Origin of the sequence: Roseibium album (assembly GCF_965233825.1) — a bacterium.
Lineage (GTDB): Bacteria > Pseudomonadota > Alphaproteobacteria > Rhizobiales > Stappiaceae > Roseibium > Roseibium album.
On sequence record NZ_OZ247583.1, the window covers coordinates 4,819,204 to 4,844,243 of the forward strand.

Sequence of the window (25,040 nt, forward strand, 5' to 3'; positions counted from 1 at the left end):
CCTACCCTTTCATCACGTTGACGTCTTCCACGGCAATGGAACCGCGGTTTCGGTGGAACACTACCAGGATCGCAAGCCCGATTGCCGCTTCCGCGGCGGCCACGGTGAGGACCAGCATGGTGAAGATCTGCCCCATCAGGTCGCCGAGGAACGACGAAAAGGCGACAAAGTTGATGTTCACCGACAGCAAAAGCAGTTCGATGGACATCAGGATGACAATCACGTTTTTCCTGTTCAGGAAGATCCCGAATATTCCGATCGTGAACAGGATGGCCGCGACAGACAAATAGTGCGACAGACCGATTTCCATGGGCGCCTCGCCGTGCTCCCCTCGTTTACCCCACTGGAAACCGCACGGAGGAGCGTGCCGGTTACCAGACTTTCCTAAAATGACGCAGTGTTCTGCGTCAGATACCCTTGCCCGTCTCCACCTTCCGGACTTCGACGGCCGACTCGCGTGTGCGTGCGACCTGATCCGGTATGCTTTGACGTTTGACATTCGGCTTGTGGCGCAGGGTCAGGACAATTGCCCCGATCATCGCCACCAGCAGCACCAGGCCTGCGACCTGGAAGAAATAGATGTATTTCGTGTAGAGCACCGACCCGAGCGCCTCGATGTTGCTTGTCTGGGCAAGGTCCGGTGTCGGTTCCGCGCCATGCCCAAGAACGTCAGGTACGATGACCCAGGCTCCCAGGCCCATCAGGAGCTCGACCATGAGAATGAGGCCAACCAGACCACCGATCGGAAGATATTGCAGGAAGCCTTGCCGCAACTCGACGAAATCAACGTCCAGCATCATCACAACGAACAGGAAAAGCACCGCGACTGCGCCGACATAGACGACCACAAGAAGCATCGCCAGGTATTCAGCACCGAGAAGCACGAACAAACCTGCTGAATTCACAAAGGCCAGGATCAGGAACAGAACCGACGTCACCGGATTTCGGGCCGCGATAACCATGAACCCTGACGCCAGTGTGACACCGGCAAACAGGTAGAAGAAGAGGGCTTTCAGGATCATTTCAAAGACCTGTCTGTCGTGTGGCCCGTTCAGGCCGGAAATGCGGAGCCCGACCGGATTGCCGGGCTAACGTCGAAGTGTTGGGTTAGCTCCTAGCGGTAAGGAGCATCCATTTCAATGTTCCGGGCGATTTCGCGTTCCCAGCGGTCGCCGTTCGCAAGCAGTTTTTCCTTGTCGTAGTAGAGCTCTTCGCGGGTTTCCGTGGCGAACTCGAAATTCGGCCCTTCGACAATCGCATCCACCGGGCAGGCTTCCTGGCAGAAGCCGCAATAGATGCATTTGACCATGTCGATGTCATATCGGGTGGTCCTGCGTGTGCCGTCATTCCGGCGTGGCCCTGCCTCGATGGTGATCGCCTGGGCCGGACAGATGGCTTCGCACAACTTGCAGGCTATGCAGCGCTCTTCGCCGTTCGGATAACGGCGCAAAGCATGTTCTCCCCGAAAACGCGGGCTAACCGGTCCCTTCTCGAAAGGGTAGTTGACCGTTGGCTTCGGCTTGAAGAAATAACGCATCGCCAGAATGAACGCCGATACGAATTCCTGCAGAAACAGCGATTTGACGGCTTGATTAAGTCCCATCGCTTCTTGCCTCTCTTTCCTCAACCAGCCAGCTGGCTGGCGGCCCAATAACCGACAATCGGGAAGCCGATCACCGGAACTCCAAAAATCAGTGCGCTCAAGGGCGCTTTGTACCTTGCGGCCCGGCCACCGTCACCGCCGGCCTGCCTGTTCTTCGTCTCTGTTGCCTGAAGCATGCCCTTCAGGATCTTGTAGTCGAGCCAACCGACATAAAACCCGATCGCGGCACCGATCACTCCGGCAAGCGACACGCTCACGATGCGCCCGGTGCCCAACCCGTGGCCATCAGCACAGCTGCAACCACAACCACCATGCCAAGCGACAGCGGCAGGAAGACCTTCCAGCCAAGGCGCATGAGCTGATCATAGCGGTAGCGCGGAACCATCGCCTTCACCATGGCGAACATGAAGAAGCCGAGCAGGCATTTCAAAATGAACCAGACAATCCCGGGCACCCATGTGAAGGGCGCGAAGTCGAAGGGTGGCAGCCATCCCCCCATGAAGAAGATGGTCATCAGCGCGCACATCAGACAGATCGCGACATACTCGCCAAGCATGAACATCATGTACGGAGTGGATCCGTACTCCACCATGAAGCCGGCGACCAGTTCCGATTCAGCTTCAGCCAGGTCGAACGGGGGCCTGTTTGTCTCTGCGAGCGCAGAAACGAAGAACACCACGAACATCGGAAAGAGCGGTAACCAGTACCAGTTCAGAAATGACAGCCAAGGCACGCCGAGCAGGGTCGCCAGACCTGTCTGCTGCGCCTCGACAATTCCGGACAGGTTCAATGTTCCTGCACACAGAAGAACGGTCACGATCACGAAGCCGATGGAAACCTCGTAGGACACCATCTGTGCGGCGGACCGAAGCGCGGACAGGAACGGATATTTCGAGTTGGAAGCCCATCCGCCGATGATAACGCCATAGACTTCGAGCGAGGACACGGCAAAAACAAACAGGACGCCAACATTGATATTCGCAATCACCCAGCCGTCAGCAACCGGGATCACGGCCCATGCGGACAGGGCAAGCAGCACGGAAATCAGCGGAGCCAGCAAAAACAGGATCTTGTTCGATCCGTCCGGGATGACCGGCTCTTTCAGGACAAATTTCAGAAGGTCGGCAAAACTTTGCAGAAGGCCCCATGGTCCGACGACATTGGGACCGCGGCGAATCTGGACGGCGGCCCAGATCTTGCGGTCGGCATAAAGAATGTAGGCCACGATCACCAGCAGCACGACCATGAGCAGAACGCTCTGAAGCGCCATCAGGAGAAACTGACCCAGGTAGGTCGTCGTGAAGAACTCAACCATTTCGGTCCCCTACCCCTTATTCAGCTGCTTCTGCCGCTCGCGACTTTGCGAGCGCCGAACACTCGGCCATCGTTTTCGAGGCACGAGCGATCGGGTTGGTCAGAAAAAAGTCTCGGATCACATTGGCAAATCCGGCACCGTCCATGCGGGCAGACGTGTCGGCGAGCTTTTCGACATCCGCGCCATTACCCGTCTCGATCATATCGATACCGGTCATGTGAGGATGGGCTTCGAACAGTTTCGCACGCAACTCGGCGAGCGAGTCGAATTCCAGCGTCTGATCGAGATTTCCGGAAAGCGCCCTCAGAATGGCCCAGTCTTCTCGCGCGTCGCCAGGCGGAAACGCCGCCCGGTCGGCCATCTGGACACGGCCTTCGGTATTAACATAGATCCCGGATTTCTCGGTGTAGGCAGCGCCCGGCAGGATCACGTCGGCACGATGTGCTCCGCGATCACCGTGTGTGCCCTGATAGACCACGAAGGCACCTTCCGGAACATCAAGTTCGTCGACACCGAGCAGGAAGAGCAAATCAAGCGCTCCTTCTTCCAGCATGGCACCAGTGTCTTTGCCGTCTTCACCCGGAACAAACCCGATATCGAGCGCGCCGACCTGGGAGGCTTCTGTGTGCAACACATTGAAACCGTTCCAGCCTTCCTTGATAACTCCGAGCGATTTTGCAGCTGCCGCCAGAGTGGCCAGAACGGCAGCTCCATCCGGACGGTTGAGAGCGCCCTGCCCGATGATGAACATGGGACGCTCGGCCTTTGCCGGAGCGTGGTCGACAAACTGCTTAAGGCTTTCAGGCCCGGCACCCAGGTAAGTCACCGGATACGTCAGATCGGCGTTTTCGCCAATAAGCCCGATATGAACATCGCCCCTCGTCCAGCGTGCGCGGATACGCGCATTCAGCACAGGCGCTTCCTGCCGAGGGTTGGTGCCGATCAGCATGATCGCGTCAGCGTCTTCAATGCCCTGGATCGTGGAGTTGAAAATGTAGCTTGCACGACCATTTCGAGGATGCAAAGGCGACCCCGGGAAACGGCTGTCGATATTCGCAACGCCCAGCTTTTCCATCAGGCATTTCAGCGCAAACATGTCTTCGACACTGGCCAACTGCCCGGCGAGCGCACCGATCTTGCCAGCCGACGTAGCCTTCACCTTTTCGGCGATGATCTGGAAAGCTTCCGTCCAGGAGACAGGCTGCAGCTTGCCGTCCTTCTTGGCATAGGGGCGATCAAGGCGTTGCGTCTTGAGACCGTCCCAGATGTACCGGGACTTGTCGGAGATCCATTCTTCGTTGACCTCCTCGTTCAGGCGCGGCATGACGCGCATGACTTCCTTGCCACGGGAGTCGACACGGATCGCGGATCCGACCGCATCCATGACATCCACGCTCTCGGTCTTGGTCAGTTCCCATGGACGCGCATGAAATTCATAAGGCTTGTGCGTCAGAGCACCGACTGGGCACAGATCCGCCACGTTGCCCTGCATCTCCGATGACAGGGCCGCTTCAAGATATGTGGTGATCTCGGCATTTTCACCGCGACCGACAAGACCCATGTCGGTTACGCCACACACCTCTGTGGTGAAGCGGACGCAACGGGTGCAATGGATGCAGCGGGTCATGATCGTCTTGATCAGCGGACCGATTTCCTTGTTCTCGACCGCACGCTTGTTTTCGTGAAAGCGCGACCCGTCGACCCCGTAGGCCATGGCCTGGTCCTGCAGGTCGCACTCGCCACCCTGGTCACAGATCGGACAATCGAGCGGGTGGTTGATGAGCAGGAACTCCATCACTCCTTCGCGCGCGCTCTTGACCATTTCGGATTTGGTTTCGACGACGGGAGGCTCGCCATTGGGCCCCGGGCGCAGGTCTTTTACGCCCATGGCGCATGACGCGGTCGGTTTGGGCGGCCCACCCTTCACTTCCACCAGGCACATGCGGCAATTGCCGGCTATCGACAGCCGGTCGTGGTAACAAAAGCGCGGAACCTCGGCGCCCGCCTCTTCACAGGCCTGAAGCAGCGTGTAGTCCGCCGGGACTTCAACTTCCTTGCCGTCGATGATGAGCTTCGTCATCCGTTGCTCTCCAAATCCCGTTCCGCTCACTCAGCCGCCACCATTGTCGAAGACGTCTTCGACTTGGCAACATAGTCGTCGATGCGTTGCTCGATGACCGGCCGGAAATTCTTGATCAAACCCTGGATCGGCCATGCAGCCGCATCCCCGAGCGCACAAATCGTATGGCCTTCGACCTGCTTTGTAACCTTGAACAGCATGTCGATTTCCTCGTAGGAGGATTCGCCCTTGACCATGCGTTCCATCACCCGCCACATCCAGCCTGTGCCTTCCCGGCATGGCGTGCACTGACCGCAGCTTTCATGCTTGTAGAAGTAGGAAAGGCGCGCGATTGCCTTGATGATGTCGGTTGATTTATCCATCACGATCACGGCCGCGGTTCCGAGGCCAGACCCCATGCCGCGAAGGGTGTCGAAATCCATCGGCGCGTCCTTGATCTCGTCCGCCGTGCAGCAGGGAACCGAGGACCCACCCGGGATAACCGCCAGAAGGTTGTCCCATCCACCGCGAATACCGCCGCAGTGCTTGTCGATCATCTCCGAAAACGGAACCCCGAGTTCTTCTTCAAAGGTCGCCGGCTGATTGACGTGTCCGGAGACACAGAAGAGTTTCGTGCCTGTGTTGTTTGGCCGCCCGAGAGCGGAGAACCAGGCGGCTCCCCGTCGCAGGATTGTTGGCGCCACGGCAATGGACTCAACGTTGTTTACGGTCGTCGGACAGCCATAGAGGCCGACATTGGCCGGAAAAGGCGGTTTCAGACGCGGTTGGCCTTTCTTGCCTTCAAGACTTTCCAGCAGCGCTGTTTCCTCGCCGCAGATGTAGGCACCTGCGCCGTGATGGACATAGATGTCGAAATCGTAACCGTTCTTGTTGTTCTTGCCGATCAGTCCGTCATCGTATGCCTGATCGATTGCCGCCTGCAGTCGCTCTCGTTCGCGGATGAATTCGCCGCGCACGTAGATATAGGCGGCAATGGCCCCCATGGCGAAACCGGCTACCAGACATCCCTCGACCAGCGTATGCGGGTCATGACGCAGTATTTCCCGATCCTTGCAGGTTCCAGGTTCGGATTCGTCGGCATTGACGACGAGATACGCCGGACGCCCGTCGGTTGCCTTGGGCATGAATGACCATTTCAGTCCCGTGGGAAAGCCTGCACCACCACGGCCACGCAGACCGGAATCCTTCATTTCCTGAATGATCCAGTCACGGCCCTTGTCGATCAGCCCCTTGGTATCGTCCCACTGGCCGCGCTTTTTCGCACCGTCCAGTCCCCAGTCGTGCAGACCGTAGATATTGGTGAAGATCCGATCCTGATCTTTCAGCATCTCTTCCCCCTATTCTTCGCTCTTCGAGGAGGCCACTTCACCGGCTTCCACGCGCTTGGAAAATTCAGTGTCTTCACCGGCAGCAAGAGTTCTGGCTTGCTCGATCCAGCCATCACGCTCGATACGGCCCTTGAACTTCAATCTGCTATCCACCCAGGCGACTTCGGCCGGCCCCCAGTTGGCAACCTGATCAAAGTGATAAAACCCGAGTTCGTGAAGCGTCGCCTCTAGTTTCGGTCCGACACCCTTCAGTTTCTTCAGATCGTCCGCCTTGCCACCACGAGGCCCATCCAGTGTCTCGGGCGCTTGTTCTTCAACTGCGGGCGTTTCGGCTGCAACTTCTTTCGGTTTTGCAGCAGCGGTGCCCTTTTTCTTCGCAGGTGACGTCTTTGGTTGTTCTTTCTTCGGTGCAGGAGCCTCGGCCTTCGGTGCAGGAGCCTCGGCTTTCTTCTCGGCTGCAGCCGGAGCCGGAGTTTCAGCCTTTTTCTCCGCTTTCGCAGCGAACTCCGCTCTCACCTTCGCGACGGCATCTTCAGCCGGCGTCGGCACACCGTCATAGTCATTGCCACCCGTGTTGATGGCGGCACCTGCAAACTCGTGCGACGCCTTTTCCGCGCCGTCAACGACATGCGGCAACGGCAGAACACCCTTGGTGTCATCGTCAAGTTCGGTCAGGCTTGTCAGGCCACCCTCGGCCATTGCAAACCGGCGGCCATTCTGTGGTCCCGGTGTTACCTCGTTACCGGCTTCAATGTCGTCAAGCAGGCTTTCAAAGCTCTCCGGAGTCAGGTCTTCGTATGTATCCTTGTAGATCTGCACCATCGGCGCATTGACGCAGGCTCCCAGGCACTCGACTTCTTCCCAGGAGAACATGCCATCCTCGGAGATTTCGTGCATGTGATTCGCAATGCGGGACTTGCAGATCTTGATCAGATCTTCTGATCCACGTAGCTGGCACGGCGTCGTTCCGCAAACCTGAATATGCGCTTTCTTGCCGACAGGCTGCAGCTGGAACATCGTGTAGAATGTCGCCACTTCCAGGACACGAATGTTCGGCATGTCGAGTAGTTCGGCGATGTACCGGATGGAAGGCTCGCTGACCCAACCATCATTCTGCTCCTGTGCGCGCCACAACAGCGGAATGACCGCGGAAGCCTGACGGCCCGCCGGATAACGATCGATCAGCTTGTTTGCCCATGCGAGGTTCTTCTCGGTGAACTCGAAGCTTTCTGGTTGTTCCGCGGCAAGTCGGCGAACCGCCATGGTGTTATCCCCGTTCTGTCACAGTGACCGGAGCCGGCTCGGCGGCTGCCAGGGTCGAATTAGAGTAGTTGGTCGCCGGCATCAGCGGTCGACCTCACCGAACACGATATCCATTGAACCAAGCACCGCCGAGACGTCAGCGAGCATATGGCCGCGGCAAAGGAAGTCCATCGCCTGCAGATGTGCGTATCCGGGTGCCTTGATCTTGCACCTGTACGGCTTGTTGGTACCGTCCGAAACAAGATAGACGCCAAATTCCCCCTTTGGCGCTTCAACGGCGGCATACACCTCCCCGGCTGGGACATGATACCCCTCGGTGTAGAGCTTGAAGTGGTGAATTAGCGCTTCCATCGACCGCTTCATTTCACCGCGCTTCGGTGGAACGATCTTGCCGTCTACCGAAGAAACAGGTCCTGTTTCCACAGTCAGTTTCTCGAGGCATTGTTTCATGATCCGAACCGACTGGCGCATTTCTTCCATGCGAATGAGATAGCGATCGTAGCAATCACCGTTCTTGCCGATCGGAATGTCGAATTCGAGTTCGGGATAACACTCATAGGGTTGCGACTTGCGCAAATCCCAGGCCGCTCCTGACCCGCGCACCATGACACCGGAAAAGCCCCATGCCCAGGCATCGTCCAGATCGACGACACCGATATCGACATTGCGCTGCTTGAAGATCCTGTTGTCGGTCAGCAGTCCTTCAATATCATCCAGTGTCTGCAGAAACGGGTCGCAAAAATCCCAGATATCGTCGAGAAGATCGCGCGGCAGGTCCTGATGAACCCCGCCTGGACGTACATAGGCGGAATGCATGCGTGCGCCACAGGCACGCTCGTAGAACACCATCAGTTCTTCGCGAGGCTCGAACCCCCAAAGCGGCGGCGTCAGGGCACCGACATCCATCGCCTGTGTCGTCACGTTCAAGAGGTGCGACAGGATGCGACCGATTTCAGAATACAGAACCCTGATCAGCTGGCCCCGCTTTGGCACCTCGATCCCAATCAGCCGCTCGACAGCCATCGCAAATGCATGTTCCTGGTTCATCGGCGCCACGTAGTCGAGGCGATCGAAGTAAGGAATTGCCTGCAGATACGTCTTCTGCTCGATGAGTTTCTCGGTTCCCCGATGCAGGAGACCTATATGCGGGTCGACGCGGGTTACCACCTCGCCATCCAGCTCCAGCACCAGGCGAAGAACCCCGTGTGCCGCCGGATGCTGCGGTCCGAAGTTGATGTTGAAGTTTCTGACCTGAGCCTCAGCCATTTTGAGGATCCTGCTTTTGGACGTAGTACGCGAAGACTTCCGGACCGGTCATTTTGCGGGTTTCATTCGCAAACGCGTAATTTTCCGGTTGCTCATCCACGAAGATTTCAGATGTGAATTTGAAGATCGAAGGATCGTCGAACGCCTGTGCCGACATCGACGTGTGGGAGCCGTCCCGCAGGCGCCAGGCGATTGTGGAGCCACAAGTCTTGCAAAACACGCGCTCCCCATAGTCCGATGACCTGTAGACGCCGAGCGCTGCTTCATCCTGAAACGAGACACTCGTGCCACAGGAAACTGCCATGTAAGTGCCGCCGGTCCAGCGTCTGCACATTTCGCAGTGGCAGACACCCATTTCGCCATCGGTGGGAACAGCGGTAAACTTGACTTCCCCGCAAAGACAACCGCCAGTTAGCTGCTCGCTCATCCCTGCCCGCCTCAATTCGTCGTTGCTTTTTCGTCGCCTGGCAGCACGTAGTCAGTGCCCTCCCATGGCGAAAGAAAATCAAATGAGCGCATTTCCTGGTTCAGCCGCACCGGCTCGTAGACAACACGCTTCTTTTCGTCGTCGTAGCGGACTTCGACAAATCCGGTAACGGGGAAATCCTTCCGTAGCGGGTGACCGTCAAAGCCGTAGTCGGTCAGTATCCGGCGGAGATCCGGGTGGCCGGTGAACAGAATGCCGTACATGTCATAGGCTTCGCGTTCAAACCATTCCGCGCCGGGAAACAAGGGCGTGAGCGAAGCCACAGCTGTGTCTTCGTCGGTTTCAAGCTTCACGCGGACCCGCTGATTCTGGACCGGGGACAAGAAGTGATAAACGACATCGAAACGCTTTTCGCGTGCCGGATAGTCGACTCCGCAAATATCAGTCAGATTGACGAACTTGCATGAACTGTTGTCACGAAGAAAACGGACCACATCGAGAATGTCGGTCGCGTTCACGGAAAGCGTCAGCTCACCATATTCGACCTTGTAGGACACAAGAGACTCACCCAGGCCAAGCTCGATATGCTCAGCGAGTTCCTTCAGCGTCTCGTCCATCGTGTTCGACCTCACTCCCCAGGAGCCATTTTCAAAAGACGCGGAGCGCCTGTCTTATTACAAAAAATCCGACACCAAATCATTGGCGAAAGATCTCTTACCGTTCGATCGTTCCCGTGCGACGGATCTTCTTTTGAAGAAGGAGAACACCATAAAGAAGCGCTTCAGCCGTCGGAGGACAACCGGGCACGTAAATGTCGACGGGCACAACCCGGTCGCAGCCACGCACCACAGAATAGGAATAGTGATAATACCCGCCGCCATTCGCGCAAGAACCCATCGAGATGACGTAACGCGGCTCGGGCATCTGATCGTAGACCTTGCGCAGAGCCGGCGCCATCTTGTTGGTCAACGTGCCGGCAACGATCATCACGTCGGATTGCCTGGGGGATGCGCGCGGGGCGAAACCGAAGCGTTCAGCGTCGTAGCGCGGCATCGACATCTGCATCATTTCAACGGCGCAGCAGGCAAGCCCGAAAGTCATCCACATCAGGGATCCCGTGCGCGCCCATTGAATGAGATTGTCGGTCGACGTTACGAGAAAGCCCTTGTCCGCCAACTCATTGTTCACTTCCAGGAAAAAGGCGTCGTCTTCTCCAACAGGCTTGCCGGTGTTCGGATCAATGATGCCCTTCGGTTGCTGTGCAACGAGCGGTTCTGTCGTGGTCAGTCCCATTCCAGCGCTCCCTTTTTCCACTCATAGATGAATCCGACCGTCAGGACGCCGAGAAAAATCATCATCGACCAGAACCCGTACCATCCGAGTTCACCGAACACGGCCGACCAGGGAAACAGGAAAGCAACTTCGAGATCAAAGATGATGAACAGGATCGACACCAGGTAAAAACGCACGTCAAATTTCATGCGCGCATCGTCGAAAGCGTTGAAACCGCATTCGTAAGCAGAGAGTTTTTCGGGATCCGGATTCCTGTAGGCCAGCAAAAACGGAGAAATCAGCAGCGCAAGGCCGATCACCAGCGCAATGCCGACGAACACGACAATCGGGATATATTCCCGCAGCAATTCTTCCATGTCTTTCGCGTCCTTGCATTTGGAGGCGGATCGGGAGGCGATCCGGAGCCTGGGCTCCCGCGCATCACCCCTCCCAGCAGGCAGATCGTGCAGAGCCCGTCGGCCAATTGAACCAACATGCGAGCGCACGCTTAACTTACGATATGGTGCAACGCAAGACCCCCATACGGTCAAACTCTTGCCACACTCAAACCAAATTCCAGAACACCCTCTTCAACTCCCCGGTTCCAGCCAGTTTGCACCAATGTAAATTCTCTTCACAAGTCGAGCGCAATTATGCCGCACCCAACCCTGATTACCACTCTAAAGCAGGAAAGTGGATTGAGTCGCCCGAACCAGCAAAAATACAATAAATTGAACACATTGCACCTGTCACTCGTTTACAGGCGTTTTGAACGGTTAATGTCGGGATACGAAAACGGGAAAACACAGCCAGAACCACGTGCCAGTCGTTCACCGTGGGACTGCCGTTCAACGAGGCATTGGGGAAAGATCCAGGTACCGTGAGTGGCGCGAGTGACGGGGCTCGAACCCGCGACCTCCGGCGTGACAGGCCGGCACTCTAACCAACTGAGCTACACCCGCACATTCACGGTAGTTTGCGCCATCCCGATCCGGCCGCTTTGACCTTGGTTGGGAAGTGGCGCGAGTGACGGGGCTCGAACCCGCGACCTCCGGCGTGACAGGCCGGCACTCTAACCAACTGAGCTACACCCGCTTCGTTCAGCGACGAGACGTCGCCCTGAAGTGGCGCTGATGTACGGCGGCTGGATGGGGAAGTCAAGCGCCCTGTCGCATCCAAATTGCCGATTTTTGACAAAGCCGCGGACAACCAGCTTTTTCCACTCCGGATAAGACGATTTTTCAATGTGGAAAACCTGCCCCCGGTAGCCGAATTTACAGACATGCATCCCGGTTGATTTCGTTACCCGGCTCAATTCGAACAGTGACGAACAAACAAAGGTTCTGTCCGTTTTGGTGTTTACTTTCAGTAAGATATCTATTCGGCCGGAACCAGTCGGCTGTCTCTGAGCTGCCCTTCCCTTGCCAGGATAGGGACAGCGGCCGTCGCAAAAAGAGAATTGATCTCCTTCAGGCTTCTGACAACTTCCATATGCGCATTGCTCGATTCAATGCTCTCAGGCAAACGGGACTTGAGCCGGTCCAGATGTCGATCATGACATTCCTTTTCCAACAGACGCATCATGTCTTTTTCCGCTATCAATTCGCGCGCGGAAGCCACATCACTCGACACAAGTACATTAAGCGCCAGCTGCATGTTTGCCAGAACCCGATCGTGCATTTTTTCCAGCTCCCTCCGACCTTCCTCTGAAAAGCTGACACTGTTTTCGAGAAGCCCCAGGGCCCTTTCCAGCAGGTTTTTCGAAACGAGATCGCCTGCACGTTCCAGGTTGATCGCAAAGCTTGCAAGTTCAAGACTTTGCTCGGCCTCTTCGGAGGTGAGTTCTCCGCGGTTCAACTCCGCAATATAGAGTTTGATGTCCGAATGGATCACGTTGATGCTGCGATCCATCTGCTGCAGTCTGCGAATTTCCGGTACGCTGCCATTGTCCAGCATCATCATCACAGGCTGTGCCATGGCTTCAACCTGCTCACCCATGCGAAGCAACTCGCGCGTTGCGCTTGCAAGCGCCAGGCGAGGCACGTGCACGACCCTTTGATCCAGGGCACTCTTGGGCGCATTGGGCTCACCTTCACCTGTTGACACGTCCTCGGGCAAGATGCGTTCGACCAACCAGGCCATCGGAGCAGTCAGTGGCGTACAGATCAATACCAGCGCCAGATTGAACAGTATGTGAACTGCAACAAGCTGTTGCGCCGGCAGACTGCTGATTTCCTCAAGCGGCAAATGAACCGAGGTCACCAGCAACAGCGCGGCAACCGCCCCGGCAGACCTGAAAATGAAATTTCCAAGCGGCAGAAGCCTTGCTTTTCGATCCATCCCTCTTGTCAACCAGATCGCAACGGCTCCTGCACCGGCATTTGCCCCGAGAACCAGCGGTATCGCAGCTTCAAGGGGAAGACCGGCCTTCTGCGCGAATGCTGCAATCATGAGCACGGTCGCCACGCTTGAATGCATCAGGAAGGCAAGCACGGCGCCCAGTGCAAGAGCGGTGAGCGCGTCGGATGCCAGATACGCAGCGATTTGAGGCATGAACCGCGCTTCTTTCAGTGGCGCAGTCGAGTCTCCAATCATTTGCAGCGAAATCAGGACCAGCGCGATTCCGACAAGAATCCGTCCGGTTTGCTTGGCAGTGCGATACTCAATCTTGAGAAACAACCAGGCTCCGACCGCCAACAACAGCGGTACCAGCCAACTGAGATCAAAGACCAGAAACTGAACGACGAGCGACGAACCGAGATCCGCCCCCAGAAGAACCGCAAGGCCGGCGGCCGTGGTCAAGATTCCGGACGTCGCAAAGCCGGCCGCCAGTACCGCGACTGCCGTTGCGCTTTGAAGCAAGACTGCAACCGCCATTCCGGAGAAAACACCGGTCACGCGACCGGACGCAGCCTTGCTTATTGCACGGCGCAACGCCGGACCTGATGCTCTTTCAAAACCTGTCCGGACCATGCGAACGGCATAAAGCAGCAACATCACCGCGCCGAGTATTTTCAGCAAAATTAGAAAGGCCATTTTTGATAAGCTTTTAATTTTTCGGGATTTTTTACTTAGCCAGTGAAATGTATAGACCGAGGAAACGAGAAAAACAAGAAAAAAGCGCACTCAGTGCAGATTGACTGTTTTCAAGGAAGTTTTGCACATGGTCACCACGAAAATCCTCGCCTCGAGAGGGTCTGGCCACACCCGGCAGGATCAAAGGGAGCTCAATACGGATTCGCAAGATCAGCCGATGTTTGCACAGCCGCAAGAACAGACAACCGCAATTGGTGGCCCAGCAAACGAGATACGAATTGATCGTATCAGCGTACATAGAATCGCATTGAAAAATCGGGGGAAATGGTGGGCGATGAGAGACTCGAACTCCCGACATCTTCGGTGTAAACGAAGCGCTCTACCAACTGAGCTAATCGCCCTCAACGAGGTGAGACGCCTTTTAGGTCGTCCGATGAAACTTGGCAAGAACAAATTCGAAAAAATGCGTGGCTTGTATTCGAATGTGGATGAAGCTCACGTGAAACATGAGGCCGGCATTGTCGGACTCGGCATTCGTTACGGATCTACAGCCTTGCGAGAACCCTTCCGGATGAACAAATTAAACCCCGCATCCGGCAATCCGGATGCGGGGTTTAAAAAGACGAGTCGTCTATGAACGCTTAGCTGTTAACAGCGTCTTTCAGGCCCTTGCCGGCCTTGAACTTCGGCGTCTTAGAAGCCGGGATCTGGATCGTTTCGCCAGTCCGCGGGTTACGGCCTTCAGTCGCTGCACGTTCGGAAACCGTGAAGTTGCCAAAGCCGATGATGCGGACTTCGTCGCCGCCTTTCAGCGTTTCCGTGACTGCATCAAAAGTCCCGTCAACTGCTTCGCCCGCCTGCGCCTTGGTCAGGCCAGTCTTTTCTGCAACAGCTGCGATCAGATCGTTCTTATTCATAGCAGATACCTTTCTAAGAAACGGCAGAGTGCCGACGATTCTTGTCAGCGCCGTTGCGCGAAATTCGGGCGAATTGAAACGAAACGCAAGTGGTTTTTTCGCAGAAAACCGCCATTTCGACCGATTATTCAAAAGAAAAGCCCCGGAATCTCCGGGGCTCGCCTTTTTGTGCGGTGCAAATTAGACTTTAGTGGGCCAAAACACCGGTCTTGTCTTTGTCCGACTCAGCTGCTTTTGCGGCAGCTTCAGCAGCATTTTCATCCCACTCGATCGGCACCGGTTGACGCACAAGCGCGTTTTTCAGCACCTCTTCCACACCCGAAACCGGGATGATCTCGAGCGAGTTTTTGACCGAGTCAGGAATCTCGGCAAGGTCCTTGGCGTTGTCTTCCGGAATCATCACCAGCTTGATGCCACCACGTAGCGCAGCCAGCAATTTTTCCTTCAGGCCGCCAATCGGCAGAACGCGGCCCCGTAGCGTGATTTCACCGGTCATGGCCACATCCCTGCGAACGGGAATACCGGTCATGGTCGAGATAACCGCCGTTGCCATTGCGATGCCGGCCGATGGACCGTCCTTTGGCGTTGCGCCTTCCGGTACGTGCACGTGGATGTCGGTCTTGTCGAATTTCGGCGGCTCGATCCCATAATCGACCGCACGCGAGCGGACGTAGGATGCGGCAGCTGAAATCGACTCCTTCATCACGTCTTTCAAGTTGCCGGTCACCGTCATTTTGCCCTTGCCCGGCATCATCACGCCTTCAATCGTCAGCAATTCGCCGCCGACCTCTGTCCACGCAAGCCCGGTCACCACGCCAACCTGGTCTTCCAACTCGACTTCACCGTAGCGATAACGTGGCACGCCCAGATAATCCTCGACCACCTCCGGGGTTACCGTGATGCTTTCCTTGTCGCTCATCAGGATTTCCTTGACCGACTTCCGGGCCAGGGTCGCCATTTCGCGTTCAAGGTTACGCACACCGGCTTCGCGAGTATAACGGCGAACGACAAACTGGAGTGCGTCGTCCTCAATCTTGAATTCGCCTTCCCGCAGGCCGTGATCCTTTTCCGCTTTCGGGATGAGGTGACGGCGGCAGATCTCCACCTTTTCCTCTTCGGTGTAGCCGGCGATCCGGATGATCTCCATACGGTCCATCAGGGGACCCGGGATATTCAGCGTATTGGCCGTTGTGACGAACATGACATCGGAAAGGTCGTATTCGACCTCCAGATAATGATCCATGAAAGAAGAGTTCTGTTCAGGATCAAGCACTTCGAGAAGTGCCGAGGACGGATCGCCACGGAAATCCATGCCCATCTTGTCAATCTCGTCGAGCAGGAACAGCGGATTGGATTTCTTCGCCTTCTTCATCGACTGGATGACCTTGCCGGGCATCGAACCGATATAGGTGCGCCTGTGACCGCGGATCTCGGCTTCATCACGGACACCACCAAGTGACATGCGAACAAATTCACGTCCTGTCGCATTGGCAATGGACTTGCCGAGAGATGTCTTGCCAACGCCCGGGGGCCCGACAAGACAAAGAATCGGTCCGCGCAATTTGTTGGCGCGGCTTTGAACGGCTAGATACTCGACAATGCGCTCCTTGACCTTGTCGAGACCGTAGTGATCCGTGTCGAGAACCTTTTCGGCAAGCGCAAGGTCGTGCTTGACCTTGGACTTCTTGTTCCACGGAATGCCGATCAACCAATCCAGATAGTTGCGAACGACGGTCGCTTCCGCGGACATCGGGCTCATCTGTTTGAGTTTCTTGATCTCGGCTGCTGCACGCTCACGTGCTTCCTTGGTCAGCTTGGTTTTCTTGATCTTTTCTTCAAGTTCGGCGACTTCGTCACGCCCGTCCTCGCTGTCACCGAGCTCTTTCTGAATGGCTTTCATCTGCTCGTTCAGATAGTACTCGCGCTGGGTCTTCTCCATCTGACGCTTGACGCGCGACCGGATACGCTTTTCAACCTGCAGGACGGAGATTTCACTCTCCATCATGCCAAGAACCCGCTCGAGCCGCTCAGCAACGGAAACGACGCCAAGAATCTCCTGCTTTTCCGGGATCTTGATTGCAAGGTGCGATGCGATCGTGTCTCCAAGCTTGGAATAGTCATCAATCTGATTGACTGCGCCGAGAACTTCCGGCGAAACCTTCTTGTTGAGTTTCACGTAGTTCTCGAATTCGGAAACGACGGAGCGCGCCAGCGCTTCGACTTCGATATTCTCGCCGTCACGCTCAGGCAGCACCGTTGCGGAGGCTTCGAAATAGTCGGACCTGTCCGAATACTCGCCGATCTGCGCGCGCGCGCCGCCTTCCACCAACACCTTCACGGTGTTGTCCGGCAACTTCAACAGCTGAAGCACGGTAGCGAGCGTGCCGACATTGTAGATTTGATCGGGATTGGGATCGTCATCCGCCGCATTCATCTGCGTTGCCAGAAGAATGTGCTTGTCGGTCGTCATCACCTCTTCCAGCGCCTTGATCGACTTCTCGCGGCCAACGAAGAGCGGAACGATCATATGGGGAAAGACGACAATGTCGCGCAGGGGCAGAACGGGATAGACAGCGGTGCTGTCCGGATCGGTGGCGCGGATTTCTGCGTCGCTCATTTTTTATCCTTTCTCAGCGTGTTCCGGCCCCATTGTAAAAAAGCAACCAGAACACTGGAAAACGGCTTTCGGAAACTCTCCCGACAGGCCGAACCACAGCACCCCGACTGGGCGCGCTGACGGTTCGCACGAGCCGTCCTTAAGGTCTATTAGGTGGACACCTCACCTGCCGGTGTCAAGGCAAGGCTGTGTCCCAAATAGGTCTAGTCTGTTGACGACTCGCACAGCCGGTGGAAAACACCGGTGCTGTTTCACAAACAGATACTAAAAACAAAATGCCGCTCGTTTAGAGCGGCATTTATTCACTTATATCGAAAAGTGCAAGACCGGAGGTCAGGCACTGGTCGCAGATGTTTCTTCGCGGTCCTCGTAAATATAAAGAGGCCTGGCTTCGCCTTTGACGACCTCAGGCGATATCACCACTTCCTTTACACCCTTGAGACCCGGCAACTCGTACATGGTATCGAGCAAGATCGCTTCCAGAATCGATCGCAGTCCGCGAGCCCCGGTCTTGCGTTCGATTGCCTTGCGGGCAATCGCCTTGAGCGCCTCGTCGTGGAAGGCCAGTTCGACCTGTTCCATTTCGAACAGACGCTGGTACTGCTTGACCAGAGCATTTTTCGGCTCTGTCAGGATCGTCACCAGGGCATCTTCATCGAGATCCTCGAGCGTCGCAATTACCGGCAGACGGCCAACGAATTCCGGAATAAGGCCGAATTTCAGAAGGTCTTCAGGCTCAAGTTCAGCAAACAGTTCACCGATCCGACGGTCTTCAGGGGCATGGATCTGCGCCTGAAAACCAATGGAGGTTTGCGTTCCCCGATCCGAGATAATCTTGTCCAGACCCGCAAACGCCCCACCGCAGATGAAAAGGATATTGGTCGTGTCCACCTGCAGGAATTCCTGCTGCGGGTGCTTGCGACCTCCTTGTGGTGGCACGGAAGCGACCGTTCCTTCCATGATCTTGAGCAGGGCCTGCTGAACACCCTCGCCCGACACGTCACGGGTAATCGACGGGTTGTCGGCCTTGCGGCTGATCTTGTCCACTTCGTCAATATAGACGATGCCTCGCTGCGCACGCTCGACATTGTAGTCGGCGGACTGAAGCAGTTTCAGGATGATGTTCTCGACATCTTCACCAACGTAGCCGGCCTCTGTCAGCGTGGTCGCATCAGCCATGGTGAAAGGCACGTCCAGGATTCGGGCAAGTGTCTGCGCAAGAAGCGTCTTGCCGCACCCTGTCGGTCCCACCAGAAGTATGTTGGACTTAGCCAGTTCCACATCGTTGTTCTTGGACGCGTGGTTGAGGCGTTTGTAGTGGTTGTGAACGGCGACCGACAGGACCTTCTTTGCGCTGCCCTGTCCGATAACATAGTCATCGAGAACATCGCGAATTTCCTGAGGGGTCGGGATACCGTCCCGTGACTTCACCAGCGAGGATTTGTTTTCCTCACGGATGATATCCATGCACAGCTCGACACATTCATCGCAAATGAAAACAGTCGGGCCGGCGATCAGCTTGCGAACCTCGTGCTGGCTCTTGCCGCAAAAGGAGCAGTAGAGCGTATTCTTGGAATCGCCGCCGCTGGCCTTGGTCATGTATTCAACCTCGCGTTTATGGGGCCTTCCCCCTTATGTTTCCGGTTACGGCCAAATTATGGCTTATCCGGATATGAAGCTTCGCCCGGAAACGTTACTTCATTATATAATGTCATCATGCTTCACCATTAAAAATCAATATAGGTTTAAGGCGAAGATGAAAACCCGGCATCAATTGGGGAATTTCCGGTCTATTGGACGGAAATTGAAACCTTCCTTAAGACCGGGTAATTCCTATCAGGCCTCGCTTTCGCCGCCAAGCGACGTGCGATCGGTTATGACATTGTCGACAATGCCGAATTCCTTGGCCTTTTCGGCAGTCATGAAGTTGTCACGCTCCAGCGCCTCTTCAACCTGATCGAGGCTCTGACCCGTGTGCTTCACGTAGATTTCATTAAGCCTGCGTTTCATGGCCAGAATTTCCTGTGCATGAAGCATGATGTCGGCTGCCTGACCGCGGAATCCGCCGGAAGGCTGGTGCACCATGACACGTGCATTTGGCAAAATGAAACGCATATCCTTCTGACCGGCCGCCAGAAGAAGGGAGCCCATCGAAGCTGCCTGGCCAATACAGAGCGTGGAGACCGAGGGCCTGATGAACTGCATCGTATCGTAGATCGCCAGTCCGGAGGTCACGAGACCACCCGGAGAGTTGATGTAGATCGCGATTTCCTTGGTCGGGTTGTCAGCTTCCAGGTAGAGAAGCTGGGCACTTACCAGGGTTGCCACGTGATCCTCAACCGGACCGGTGAGGAAAATGATGCGCTCCTTCAACAGGCGCGAGTAGATATCGAAGGCCCTCTCGCCGCGATTCGTCTGCTCGACGACCATTGGCACGAGAGTGTTCATGTAGATATCGACAGGATCCTTCATACCTCATCCATATGCTTGAGATGATGCCCGGGGACACCGGGCAGGACACAGACCCTAAAAGCGCATCGATCAAGGGTCTGACTCGAAAAAAGCGACACCCCGTATATATGGGATGTCGCCCTTAACGCAAACTCATGGCAGACGCGGTATGAAGGCAAGGTTAAGGCCATCACCGCGCCTGGGGATTACCGGCAAGACGATTATGCGTCTTCCTCGTCTTCCGCAACCAGTTTCTCCAGCTCTTCCTTGGTCACCGTCTTGTCGGTAACGTTGGCAAGCTCGAGCATGAAGTCGACGACTTTTTCCTCGTAGATCGGTGCACGGAGAGACGCCAGTGCCTGCTGGTTGTTCTTGTAGTAATCGAACACCTGCTGCTCCTGACCCGGAAACTGACGGACACGGTCATAAAGCGCGCGCTGCAGTTCCTCGTCGGTCACCTGGATGTCGTTCTTCTCGCCGATTTCCGAAAGAACAAGTCCGAGACGGACACGGCGCTCGGCAATCTTGCGGTATTCCGCCTTGGCCTCGTCTTCCGTGGTGTCTTCGTCCTCAAAGGTCTTTTCGTTGCGCTTCATGTCCTCTTCGACCTGGCGCCAAACGATTTCGAATTCCGACTCAAGCAGCTTTTCGGGAAGCTCGAAGGAATAATGATCGTCGAGTTTGTCCAGGAGCTGCCGCTTCACGCGCTGACGAGTCATCTGACCGAACTGGCTCTCGATCTGGCCTCGGACAATTTCCTTCAGCTTGTCGAGCGACTCAAGGCCGAGACCTTCGGCGAACTTGTCGTCGATGGTGACTTCGCCGGGTGCCGCAACTTCCTTCACCTCGACGTCAAAGGCTGCAGCCTTTCCGGCCAGATGCGCAGCCGGATAGTCTTCGGGGAAATTGACTTCAACGACTTTCTCATCGCCGGCCTTCAGGCCGGTCAGCTGCTCCTCGAAACCGGGAATGAACTGTCCGGAGCCCAGAACGAGCTGACCGTTTTCATCCGCACCGCCGTCGAACGCTTCGCCGTCGATCTTTCCGAGATAGGACATGGTGACCCGGTCACCGTCTTCAGCCACTCCATCCTTGGTGTCGAAAGGGGTGTTGTTCTTGGCGATATCCGCGACCTGGGTTTCGACTTCCTCGTCGGCGATTTCAACGACCGGACGCTCGATGTCAAACCCGGCGAAATCAACGATTTCGAAGACCGGCAGAACGTCGTAGGTCATCTTGAAGGACAGATCGGCGTCGCCAGCCATGATCTTTTCGGCATCTTCTTCCGGCAGATCGATTTCTGGTGTCAGAGCCGGGCGCTCGGAGCGTTCCTCGACAACATTCTGGGTCGTTTCCTGGATGGTGTTCGACAGGATCTCCGCCATCGCCTGACGGCCGTACATTTTTTTCAAGTGTCCGACCGGCACTTTACCCGGGCGGAAGCCCTTGATGTTGGCCTTGGATTTCAGGTCGGCCATGTAGTCTTCGAGCTTGGTGGCAAGATCACCGGCCGGAATATCGATTTTGAGCTCTCGCTTGAGGCCCTCGGAGAGGGTTTCGGTTACCTGCATGGGTTTTGTCGTCCTCGGTCCTGAGCGCCAATTCGCCCTGGAGGTTTTGTTTTCAATCCCGTGTGCCGCGCCGCTCGCGCTCCCCTTTTGCCGGAAGCGTTCAAAAAGCAGCACCTCGCCCCGAAGCGGACTCCGGGACGCACGATGGGAGCGCGATAAAGGCTGAGGCCCAAAGTGTCAAGGGGAGAGCGGGGAATTTGGCCGCCGCCCTGCCTGATTGTGGCCGTTTCGAACACCATCAAAAGCGGAAATGACATTATTCCAGGACCCGCCTGAAAACGGGTCGTCGTTATCTGACGACCGGACTCGAATGGAGGGATGAAAAGCCTGGATCGACAAGATTCCCGATACTGTTTCCAATTCGCGCGGGAAAGGCGACGACATCCTCAGCCGATCACAAGTGGCGGAGGCTGATGACGCGTCGGATTCATTGCCTCGATCTCGATTCGGTAAAGCTTGTTCCCCTTCCCGCCGGCATACATCAGTGCGTCAGAGTAGGGATTGTGAGATTCGGGTTGAACGATGTCGTTGCCGTGTACATAGATCTGCCCGATGAGCAGGTGACCAAGTTCGTGGCAGAGCGTATGCGCCAGACCGTTCACACCGGTAAATCGTCCGATGGATCGATCCTGCATGACGCACATTCCTGAACTGCTGTCCATCGCACCCCACACCTTGATGGGACGCTTGCCCTCTTCCTGAACACTGCGCATGTTTCGCACGATGAACAAATTGACTGTTGTTGTGGGTTCAGCGCCGTTGGGTTGCGGGAATTTCCTGCTGTTCACGAATGGTCTGAGATACTTCCACTCGTCTTTCTTGCTGTTGAAGGTATCGTCGCGAACGATCGCGCCGAGATGTTTGCCGATATCCTTGTGTGATAGCGCGCGCTGATCCTTCAGATCAAATTCCACATTGCATTGTGGCCGCAGTATCTCGGAGTTGGCAATCTTCAACACAGTTCTGAGTTCACTTGCAGACACGCGGGATTTCATCCCCGGTCCATGTTCGACATGAAAAACGAAAAGAGGCACGATTCGCCGTGGTTTTACCGAAACGTAGAGTCTCAGATGCCGCCCGTTGCTGACGATGTCGACCTTGCAGTTCTTGCAGGGATTCAATCCCTTGATGGTCAGGTTCTGCCCATGCGACGTTACCTTGATCAATTCCTGTTTTCTGAATGATCTCACGACACCGTTCTCATCGACGCCGTTGCTGACGAACTCTACCGGGGCATCAGGTGAAATTCCAAGGCGTATTGTTCTTTCGCCACCGTTTGGAACCATGATCCAGGCACCGTCCCTGTCGACATTCGACGTCACCTGCGTTGGCCCCAGCACCTGGACAGGTGCCGGATAGCTGTCGAAACCGCCCTTTTGGTCAATCGGCCCATGGACAACGATTTTGGGCAAGTCTTCCGGATTGACAGGATTCACCGGCTTCGGTTTGTCGGGTTCGACGGGTTTTGGAGTATCCGGAGTGATTTTCCACTTCTGCCTTGAAGCTTCATCATTCAAAGCCTTGATGGTCTTTGCACCGGGGTCAACGCGATGGTCCGGAAACTGAAATCCAAGAACTTTGCTCTGGAAGTCCCCGATCATTTCTTTGGTATTCGGACCATAAAAACCGTCTTCAACCAGGGATGTCCGGCCGGGATCCAGAAGCAGGTTCAGCTGGATCTGCACCTTGCGCACGTCCGCAATATTGTTTTGCGCCCGATGCCCGACAGAACGGTCAATCTGAATTTTCGGCAGAGTACTCATAATGAACTCCAGACAGTGACATGAAAAATGCGCCGATCCTGCTGAACGATCGAAACTGGTCACATACCCTTACGCCCATTCGTCTGGCCGAATGGTGATAGACATCACGTTGAGACGCAACAAGTGACCTGCCGCACCCTCGCCGCAATGTGTGCCGTTGAGCGTGGGGACGCTGCTGAACACGATGAATTCGAAGCAATGGATATGCGCTCCCGGTCCCGGCGCACCTGGTCGCGCGCAAACGCAAATACGGACAACCGGACGATCTAGGTCACCAGATACCCAAGTCACCAGATATGAACTGAACCAACGGCAGCCGATTTCGAGTGTCGGCAGTGCCGGCACCGGGCACAAGTGATTGGACAGGCAAAATCTCAAAAGTATTTGATGGTTCGGATGGAGGGACTGGAGCGAAGAATTGAATGCTTATTTTTCAATAAGTTATTAGAGTTTACTTAGAGCTGTACATCATTTTGTGCATCAATTTCGACGCTGTGGCGCGGAGTGATCTCGAACCAACGACTCCTTAAAAGCCACGTTATCTTTTGTCGCCAACTGGCAAGCAGCATAGATCGCGAAGTATTTTCCACTGAGTTCGTTGTGTCGACAAATGCACTGCCCTCGAACCTTGCTTGATATCAAACTTGTGAGCAACCGTTTGAAAATCCTCTCGACGCGTATCTAGGTATCGCCCAGCCTAGACAACTGATCAAAGAATATTGGTTCGGAATTGTAAAGACTGCCTGCCCTCGTAGATGCGTTGTCAATCTATTGATTAGGCACTGCAAAACTGTCCCTTTGCAGGCTCAAAGATACACTCTCTTTTGCATGAGAGCCCCCTCATCTCAAGGTGTAATCCATATTTACCAAGCTGTGGTTGTAGTTTATGTTGCAAAACTTACTTTCGTAATTTCTTTCAGGTGCTTCTTATGAAACTCAAACAAGTTGCCCAACATAATGTTCCTTTGATTCCGCAACCAACAAAAGCCACATGTTGGGCAGCCGCGATCGCGATGCTAAAGGGCAAAACCATTACAGAGATTGTAGAAACAACACCTCGCGAATTGATCAATCCAAATGGGGGACTGCAAAACCACAGCGGGTCAAGTGACATAGTTGAGGAAACCAAGAAGTTCGCTGCAGCCCACAACCTAAAATACTCGATACAACAGTGCTGGACCCTGCCCGCACTTCACGCGCAACTGATGAAAGGCCCCATGGCCCACAGCTTCATCAACAGCATCTCAGACTACTTCAGCAATGACGGTGGCACAGGACATATGATTGTGATGACTGGGGTAGAACCAACCAAAAACGGTATGTCCATCACCTTCAACGACCCCTCGCCAGTAGGCAAAGGGATGATCGCCACAGTGGACTATCACAAGTTCGAAAAAATAGTCCCCACTATTTCATATAGAGCATTTTGGATGTAGCAAACAACTTGGAGTGGTCGAAGACTCCCGCAACGTCGGTTTACACACGAAAATCTTCAAGAAGAATTTCCCGGCATACAAAAACGCCGGAGATGTCGCCGATGTTATTGATGATCTTAAAGAGAAACTCATCGGCGACCAGACACGTTTTCCCATGCGGCCTGCGTTGAGGATCGCCGAGGCATGACGATTGGCTTACCAGGTTGTCCCACCGATCTTGATTGTCTGTACTGTAGAAAGAAAACTGCCATACACAGCCTCATGAGCTGCCCTTCTCGCTTGTCCGTAGAAAACTTAAGCAACGTTCCAAATCAATATGAACCAAAGGTCATCCCCCATTTGGGCGATGCACGCGAAAATTTATCAATCCATGATGCGACCTACTTTGAATTTATTTGGGTAAATGTAGAAAAATTTAAACTTACAAAAATATCCGATAATAAATACAGGAGATTGTTCATGAGTAAACTTAAAACCGTTCTGTTTACAATTGCGATTCAGTGCTTCTATATCGCGTCGCCACAGGCCCAAACTCTCGATGGATTGAGTCAGGATGTAAACAGCACAAAGCCTGCAATTACCGCTACTTCGGAATCTACTAGCGTCCTTGCTCAAGCAACGTGCAACCTCTCAGCATTCAATGCCTGTGGCGTTAGCTGCGACACACGATGGAAGGCTTGTACTGGCAACCGAGG

At 55.1% G+C, this 25,040-nt stretch carries 23 protein-coding genes and 3 tRNA genes; 3 read left to right on the plus strand and 23 right to left on the minus strand.

The annotated features are described in order from the left end of the window. Position 1: 1 nt before the first annotated feature. From nuoK to ACO6TI_RS22040, 17 genes are all read right to left on the minus strand, one after another. The gene (gene nuoK, locus ACO6TI_RS21960) at positions 2-310 is read right to left on the minus strand and encodes an NADH-quinone oxidoreductase subunit NuoK (RefSeq protein WP_029063407.1); all 309 of its coding nucleotides are present in this window, start codon (positions 308-310) and stop codon (positions 2-4) included. A gap of 97 nt (positions 311-407) precedes the next feature. Further along, a complete protein-coding gene (locus tag ACO6TI_RS21965; protein WP_055121167.1) occupies positions 408-1,022 on the minus strand; it encodes an NADH-quinone oxidoreductase subunit J in 615 nt (204 codons plus the stop codon). Between the two features lie 92 nt (positions 1,023-1,114). Further along, complete coding sequence (gene nuoI / locus ACO6TI_RS21970; RefSeq protein WP_029063405.1) at positions 1,115-1,603, minus strand: NADH-quinone oxidoreductase subunit NuoI; 489 nt, start codon at positions 1,601-1,603, stop codon at positions 1,115-1,117. Positions 1,604-1,623: 20 nt separating this feature from the next. Next, positions 1,624-1,860, minus strand: coding sequence for a hypothetical protein (locus ACO6TI_RS21975; protein ID WP_029063404.1), 237 nt, complete (start codon positions 1,858-1,860; stop codon positions 1,624-1,626). Beyond that, the gene (nuoH, locus tag ACO6TI_RS21980; RefSeq protein WP_055121166.1) at positions 1,857-2,918 is read right to left on the minus strand and encodes an NADH-quinone oxidoreductase subunit NuoH; all 1,062 of its coding nucleotides are present in this window, start codon (positions 2,916-2,918) and stop codon (positions 1,857-1,859) included. Before nuoH ends, ACO6TI_RS21975 begins: the two co-directional genes overlap by 4 nt. Before the next feature lie 16 nt (positions 2,919-2,934). Continuing rightward, positions 2,935-4,998 carry an NADH-quinone oxidoreductase subunit NuoG gene (gene nuoG / locus ACO6TI_RS21985; protein ID WP_055121165.1) on the minus strand — a complete coding sequence of 688 codons (2,064 nt, stop codon included), beginning with the start codon at positions 4,996-4,998 and terminating at the stop codon, positions 2,935-2,937. A gap of 26 nt (positions 4,999-5,024) precedes the next feature. Continuing rightward, entirely contained in the window at positions 5,025-6,326 is a 1,302-nt protein-coding gene (gene nuoF, locus ACO6TI_RS21990) for an NADH-quinone oxidoreductase subunit NuoF (RefSeq protein ID WP_055121164.1), read from the minus strand. A 9-nt stretch (positions 6,327-6,335) separates the two neighbouring features. Further along, the gene (locus ACO6TI_RS21995) at positions 6,336-7,589 is read right to left on the minus strand and encodes an NADH-quinone oxidoreductase subunit E (protein WP_422383383.1); all 1,254 of its coding nucleotides are present in this window, start codon (positions 7,587-7,589) and stop codon (positions 6,336-6,338) included. 81 nt (positions 7,590-7,670) lie between these two features. Then, entirely contained in the window at positions 7,671-8,855 is a 1,185-nt protein-coding gene (locus ACO6TI_RS22000) for an NADH-quinone oxidoreductase subunit D (RefSeq protein ID WP_029063399.1), read from the minus strand. Next, positions 8,848-9,282, minus strand: coding sequence for a GFA family protein (locus tag ACO6TI_RS22005; RefSeq protein WP_055121162.1), 435 nt, complete (start codon positions 9,280-9,282; stop codon positions 8,848-8,850). The genes ACO6TI_RS22000 and ACO6TI_RS22005 overlap by 8 nt, the downstream gene beginning before the upstream one ends. A gap of 11 nt (positions 9,283-9,293) precedes the next feature. Beyond that, on the minus strand, positions 9,294-9,899 hold the full coding sequence (locus ACO6TI_RS22010) for an NADH-quinone oxidoreductase subunit C (protein ID WP_055121161.1): 606 nt from the start codon (positions 9,897-9,899) through the stop codon (positions 9,294-9,296). Between the two features lie 97 nt (positions 9,900-9,996). After that, complete coding sequence (locus tag ACO6TI_RS22015) at positions 9,997-10,575, minus strand: NuoB/complex I 20 kDa subunit family protein (protein ID WP_055121160.1); 579 nt, start codon at positions 10,573-10,575, stop codon at positions 9,997-9,999. After that, a complete protein-coding gene (locus ACO6TI_RS22020) occupies positions 10,566-10,931 on the minus strand; it encodes an NADH-quinone oxidoreductase subunit A (RefSeq protein ID WP_055121159.1) in 366 nt (121 codons plus the stop codon). The genes ACO6TI_RS22015 and ACO6TI_RS22020 overlap by 10 nt, the downstream gene beginning before the upstream one ends. Positions 10,932-11,439: 508 nt before the next feature. Then, positions 11,440-11,516, minus strand: a tRNA-Asp gene (locus ACO6TI_RS22025). Positions 11,517-11,572: 56 nt separating this feature from the next. Next, positions 11,573-11,649, minus strand: a tRNA-Asp gene (locus ACO6TI_RS22030). A gap of 282 nt (positions 11,650-11,931) precedes the next feature. Beyond that, entirely contained in the window at positions 11,932-13,590 is a 1,659-nt protein-coding gene (locus ACO6TI_RS22035) for a Na/Pi cotransporter family protein (protein ID WP_422383384.1), read from the minus strand. 325 nt (positions 13,591-13,915) lie between these two features. Continuing rightward, positions 13,916-13,991, minus strand: a tRNA-Val gene (locus ACO6TI_RS22040). 32 nt (positions 13,992-14,023) lie between these two features. Between ACO6TI_RS22040 and ACO6TI_RS22045 the strand changes: the two genes are divergently transcribed. After that, positions 14,024-14,227 (plus strand): hypothetical protein, encoded by a 204-nt coding sequence (locus ACO6TI_RS22045; RefSeq protein WP_055121157.1) that lies wholly within the window; start codon positions 14,024-14,026, stop codon positions 14,225-14,227. A 4-nt stretch (positions 14,228-14,231) separates the two neighbouring features. On the opposite strand, the gene ACO6TI_RS22050 is transcribed toward ACO6TI_RS22045, so the two are convergent. The 6 genes from ACO6TI_RS22050 to ACO6TI_RS22075 all read right to left on the minus strand — a co-directional run bounded on the left by ACO6TI_RS22050 (position 14,232) and on the right by ACO6TI_RS22075 (position 22,909). Further along, complete coding sequence (locus tag ACO6TI_RS22050; protein WP_029063392.1) at positions 14,232-14,507, minus strand: HU family DNA-binding protein; 276 nt, start codon at positions 14,505-14,507, stop codon at positions 14,232-14,234. 187 nt (positions 14,508-14,694) lie between these two features. Further along, positions 14,695-17,124: an endopeptidase La gene (lon, locus tag ACO6TI_RS22055; RefSeq protein WP_055121156.1), complete on the minus strand. Its 2,430-nt coding sequence runs from the start codon at positions 17,122-17,124 to the stop codon at positions 14,695-14,697. Between the two features lie 333 nt (positions 17,125-17,457). Further along, positions 17,458-18,723 carry an ATP-dependent Clp protease ATP-binding subunit ClpX gene (gene clpX, locus ACO6TI_RS22060; protein ID WP_055121155.1) on the minus strand — a complete coding sequence of 422 codons (1,266 nt, stop codon included), beginning with the start codon at positions 18,721-18,723 and terminating at the stop codon, positions 17,458-17,460. 237 nt (positions 18,724-18,960) lie between these two features. Beyond that, positions 18,961-19,596: an ATP-dependent Clp protease proteolytic subunit gene (locus ACO6TI_RS22065; RefSeq protein ID WP_029063389.1), complete on the minus strand. Its 636-nt coding sequence runs from the start codon at positions 19,594-19,596 to the stop codon at positions 18,961-18,963. A 200-nt stretch (positions 19,597-19,796) separates the two neighbouring features. Then, the gene (gene tig / locus ACO6TI_RS22070) at positions 19,797-21,146 is read right to left on the minus strand and encodes a trigger factor (RefSeq protein WP_055121154.1); all 1,350 of its coding nucleotides are present in this window, start codon (positions 21,144-21,146) and stop codon (positions 19,797-19,799) included. A gap of 386 nt (positions 21,147-21,532) precedes the next feature. Beyond that, a complete protein-coding gene (locus ACO6TI_RS22075; RefSeq protein ID WP_422383385.1) occupies positions 21,533-22,909 on the minus strand; it encodes a hypothetical protein in 1,377 nt (458 codons plus the stop codon). A 929-nt stretch (positions 22,910-23,838) separates the two neighbouring features. Here ACO6TI_RS22075 and ACO6TI_RS22080 point away from each other — a divergent pair. Together ACO6TI_RS22080 and ACO6TI_RS22085 are read left to right on the plus strand one after the other, a co-directional pair. Continuing rightward, positions 23,839-24,345 carry a papain-like cysteine protease family protein gene (locus tag ACO6TI_RS22080; RefSeq protein WP_055121152.1) on the plus strand — a complete coding sequence of 169 codons (507 nt, stop codon included), beginning with the start codon at positions 23,839-23,841 and terminating at the stop codon, positions 24,343-24,345. Between the two features lie 13 nt (positions 24,346-24,358). Then, entirely contained in the window at positions 24,359-24,532 is a 174-nt protein-coding gene (locus ACO6TI_RS22085; RefSeq protein WP_422383386.1) for a hypothetical protein, read from the plus strand. Positions 24,533-25,040 lie beyond the last annotated feature (508 nt).

What these genes read in the sequence shown, in the direction of transcription:
- ACO6TI_RS21965 (WP_055121167.1), bottom strand. Translation starts at nt 1,022, where the DNA reads ATGATCCTGAAAGCCCTCTTCTTCTACCTGTTTGCCGGTGTCACACTG.
- ACO6TI_RS22015 (WP_055121160.1), bottom strand. Translation starts at nt 10,575, where the DNA reads ATGGGACTGACCACGACAGAACCGCTCGTTGCACAGCAACCGAAGGGC.
- ACO6TI_RS22010 (WP_055121161.1), bottom strand. Translation starts at nt 9,899, where the DNA reads ATGGACGAGACGCTGAAGGAACTCGCTGAGCATATCGAGCTTGGCCTG.
- tig (WP_055121154.1), bottom strand. Translation starts at nt 21,146, where the DNA reads ATGCAGGTAACCGAAACCCTCTCCGAGGGCCTCAAGCGAGAGCTCAAA.
- clpX (WP_055121155.1), bottom strand. Translation starts at nt 18,723, where the DNA reads ATGACCAAGGCCAGCGGCGGCGATTCCAAGAATACGCTCTACTGCTCC.
- ACO6TI_RS21995 (WP_422383383.1), bottom strand. Translation starts at nt 7,589, where the DNA reads ATGGCGGTTCGCCGACTTGCCGCGGAACAACCAGAAAGCTTCGAGTTC.
- ACO6TI_RS22045 (WP_055121157.1), top strand. Translation starts at nt 14,024, where the DNA reads ATGAAACTTGGCAAGAACAAATTCGAAAAAATGCGTGGCTTGTATTCG.
- nuoF (WP_055121164.1), bottom strand. Translation starts at nt 6,326, where the DNA reads ATGCTGAAAGATCAGGATCGGATCTTCACCAATATCTACGGTCTGCAC.
- lon (WP_055121156.1), bottom strand. Translation starts at nt 17,124, where the DNA reads ATGAGCGACGCAGAAATCCGCGCCACCGATCCGGACAGCACCGCTGTC.
- ACO6TI_RS22005 (WP_055121162.1), bottom strand. Translation starts at nt 9,282, where the DNA reads ATGAGCGAGCAGCTAACTGGCGGTTGTCTTTGCGGGGAAGTCAAGTTT.
- ACO6TI_RS22080 (WP_055121152.1), top strand. Translation starts at nt 23,839, where the DNA reads ATGAAACTCAAACAAGTTGCCCAACATAATGTTCCTTTGATTCCGCAA.
- ACO6TI_RS22050 (WP_029063392.1), bottom strand. Translation starts at nt 14,507, where the DNA reads ATGAATAAGAACGATCTGATCGCAGCTGTTGCAGAAAAGACTGGCCTG.
- ACO6TI_RS22020 (WP_055121159.1), bottom strand. Translation starts at nt 10,931, where the DNA reads ATGGAAGAATTGCTGCGGGAATATATCCCGATTGTCGTGTTCGTCGGC.
- ACO6TI_RS22035 (WP_422383384.1), bottom strand. Translation starts at nt 13,590, where the DNA reads ATGGCCTTTCTAATTTTGCTGAAAATACTCGGCGCGGTGATGTTGCTG.
- nuoH (WP_055121166.1), bottom strand. Translation starts at nt 2,918, where the DNA reads ATGGTTGAGTTCTTCACGACGACCTACCTGGGTCAGTTTCTCCTGATG.
- ACO6TI_RS22065 (WP_029063389.1), bottom strand. Translation starts at nt 19,596, where the DNA reads ATGAAGGATCCTGTCGATATCTACATGAACACTCTCGTGCCAATGGTC.
- ACO6TI_RS22000 (WP_029063399.1), bottom strand. Translation starts at nt 8,855, where the DNA reads ATGGCTGAGGCTCAGGTCAGAAACTTCAACATCAACTTCGGACCGCAG.
- nuoK (WP_029063407.1), bottom strand. Translation starts at nt 310, where the DNA reads ATGGAAATCGGTCTGTCGCACTATTTGTCTGTCGCGGCCATCCTGTTC.
- nuoG (WP_055121165.1), bottom strand. Translation starts at nt 4,998, where the DNA reads ATGACGAAGCTCATCATCGACGGCAAGGAAGTTGAAGTCCCGGCGGAC.
- nuoI (WP_029063405.1), bottom strand. Translation starts at nt 1,603, where the DNA reads ATGGGACTTAATCAAGCCGTCAAATCGCTGTTTCTGCAGGAATTCGTA.
- ACO6TI_RS22075 (WP_422383385.1), bottom strand. Translation starts at nt 22,909, where the DNA reads ATGAGTACTCTGCCGAAAATTCAGATTGACCGTTCTGTCGGGCATCGG.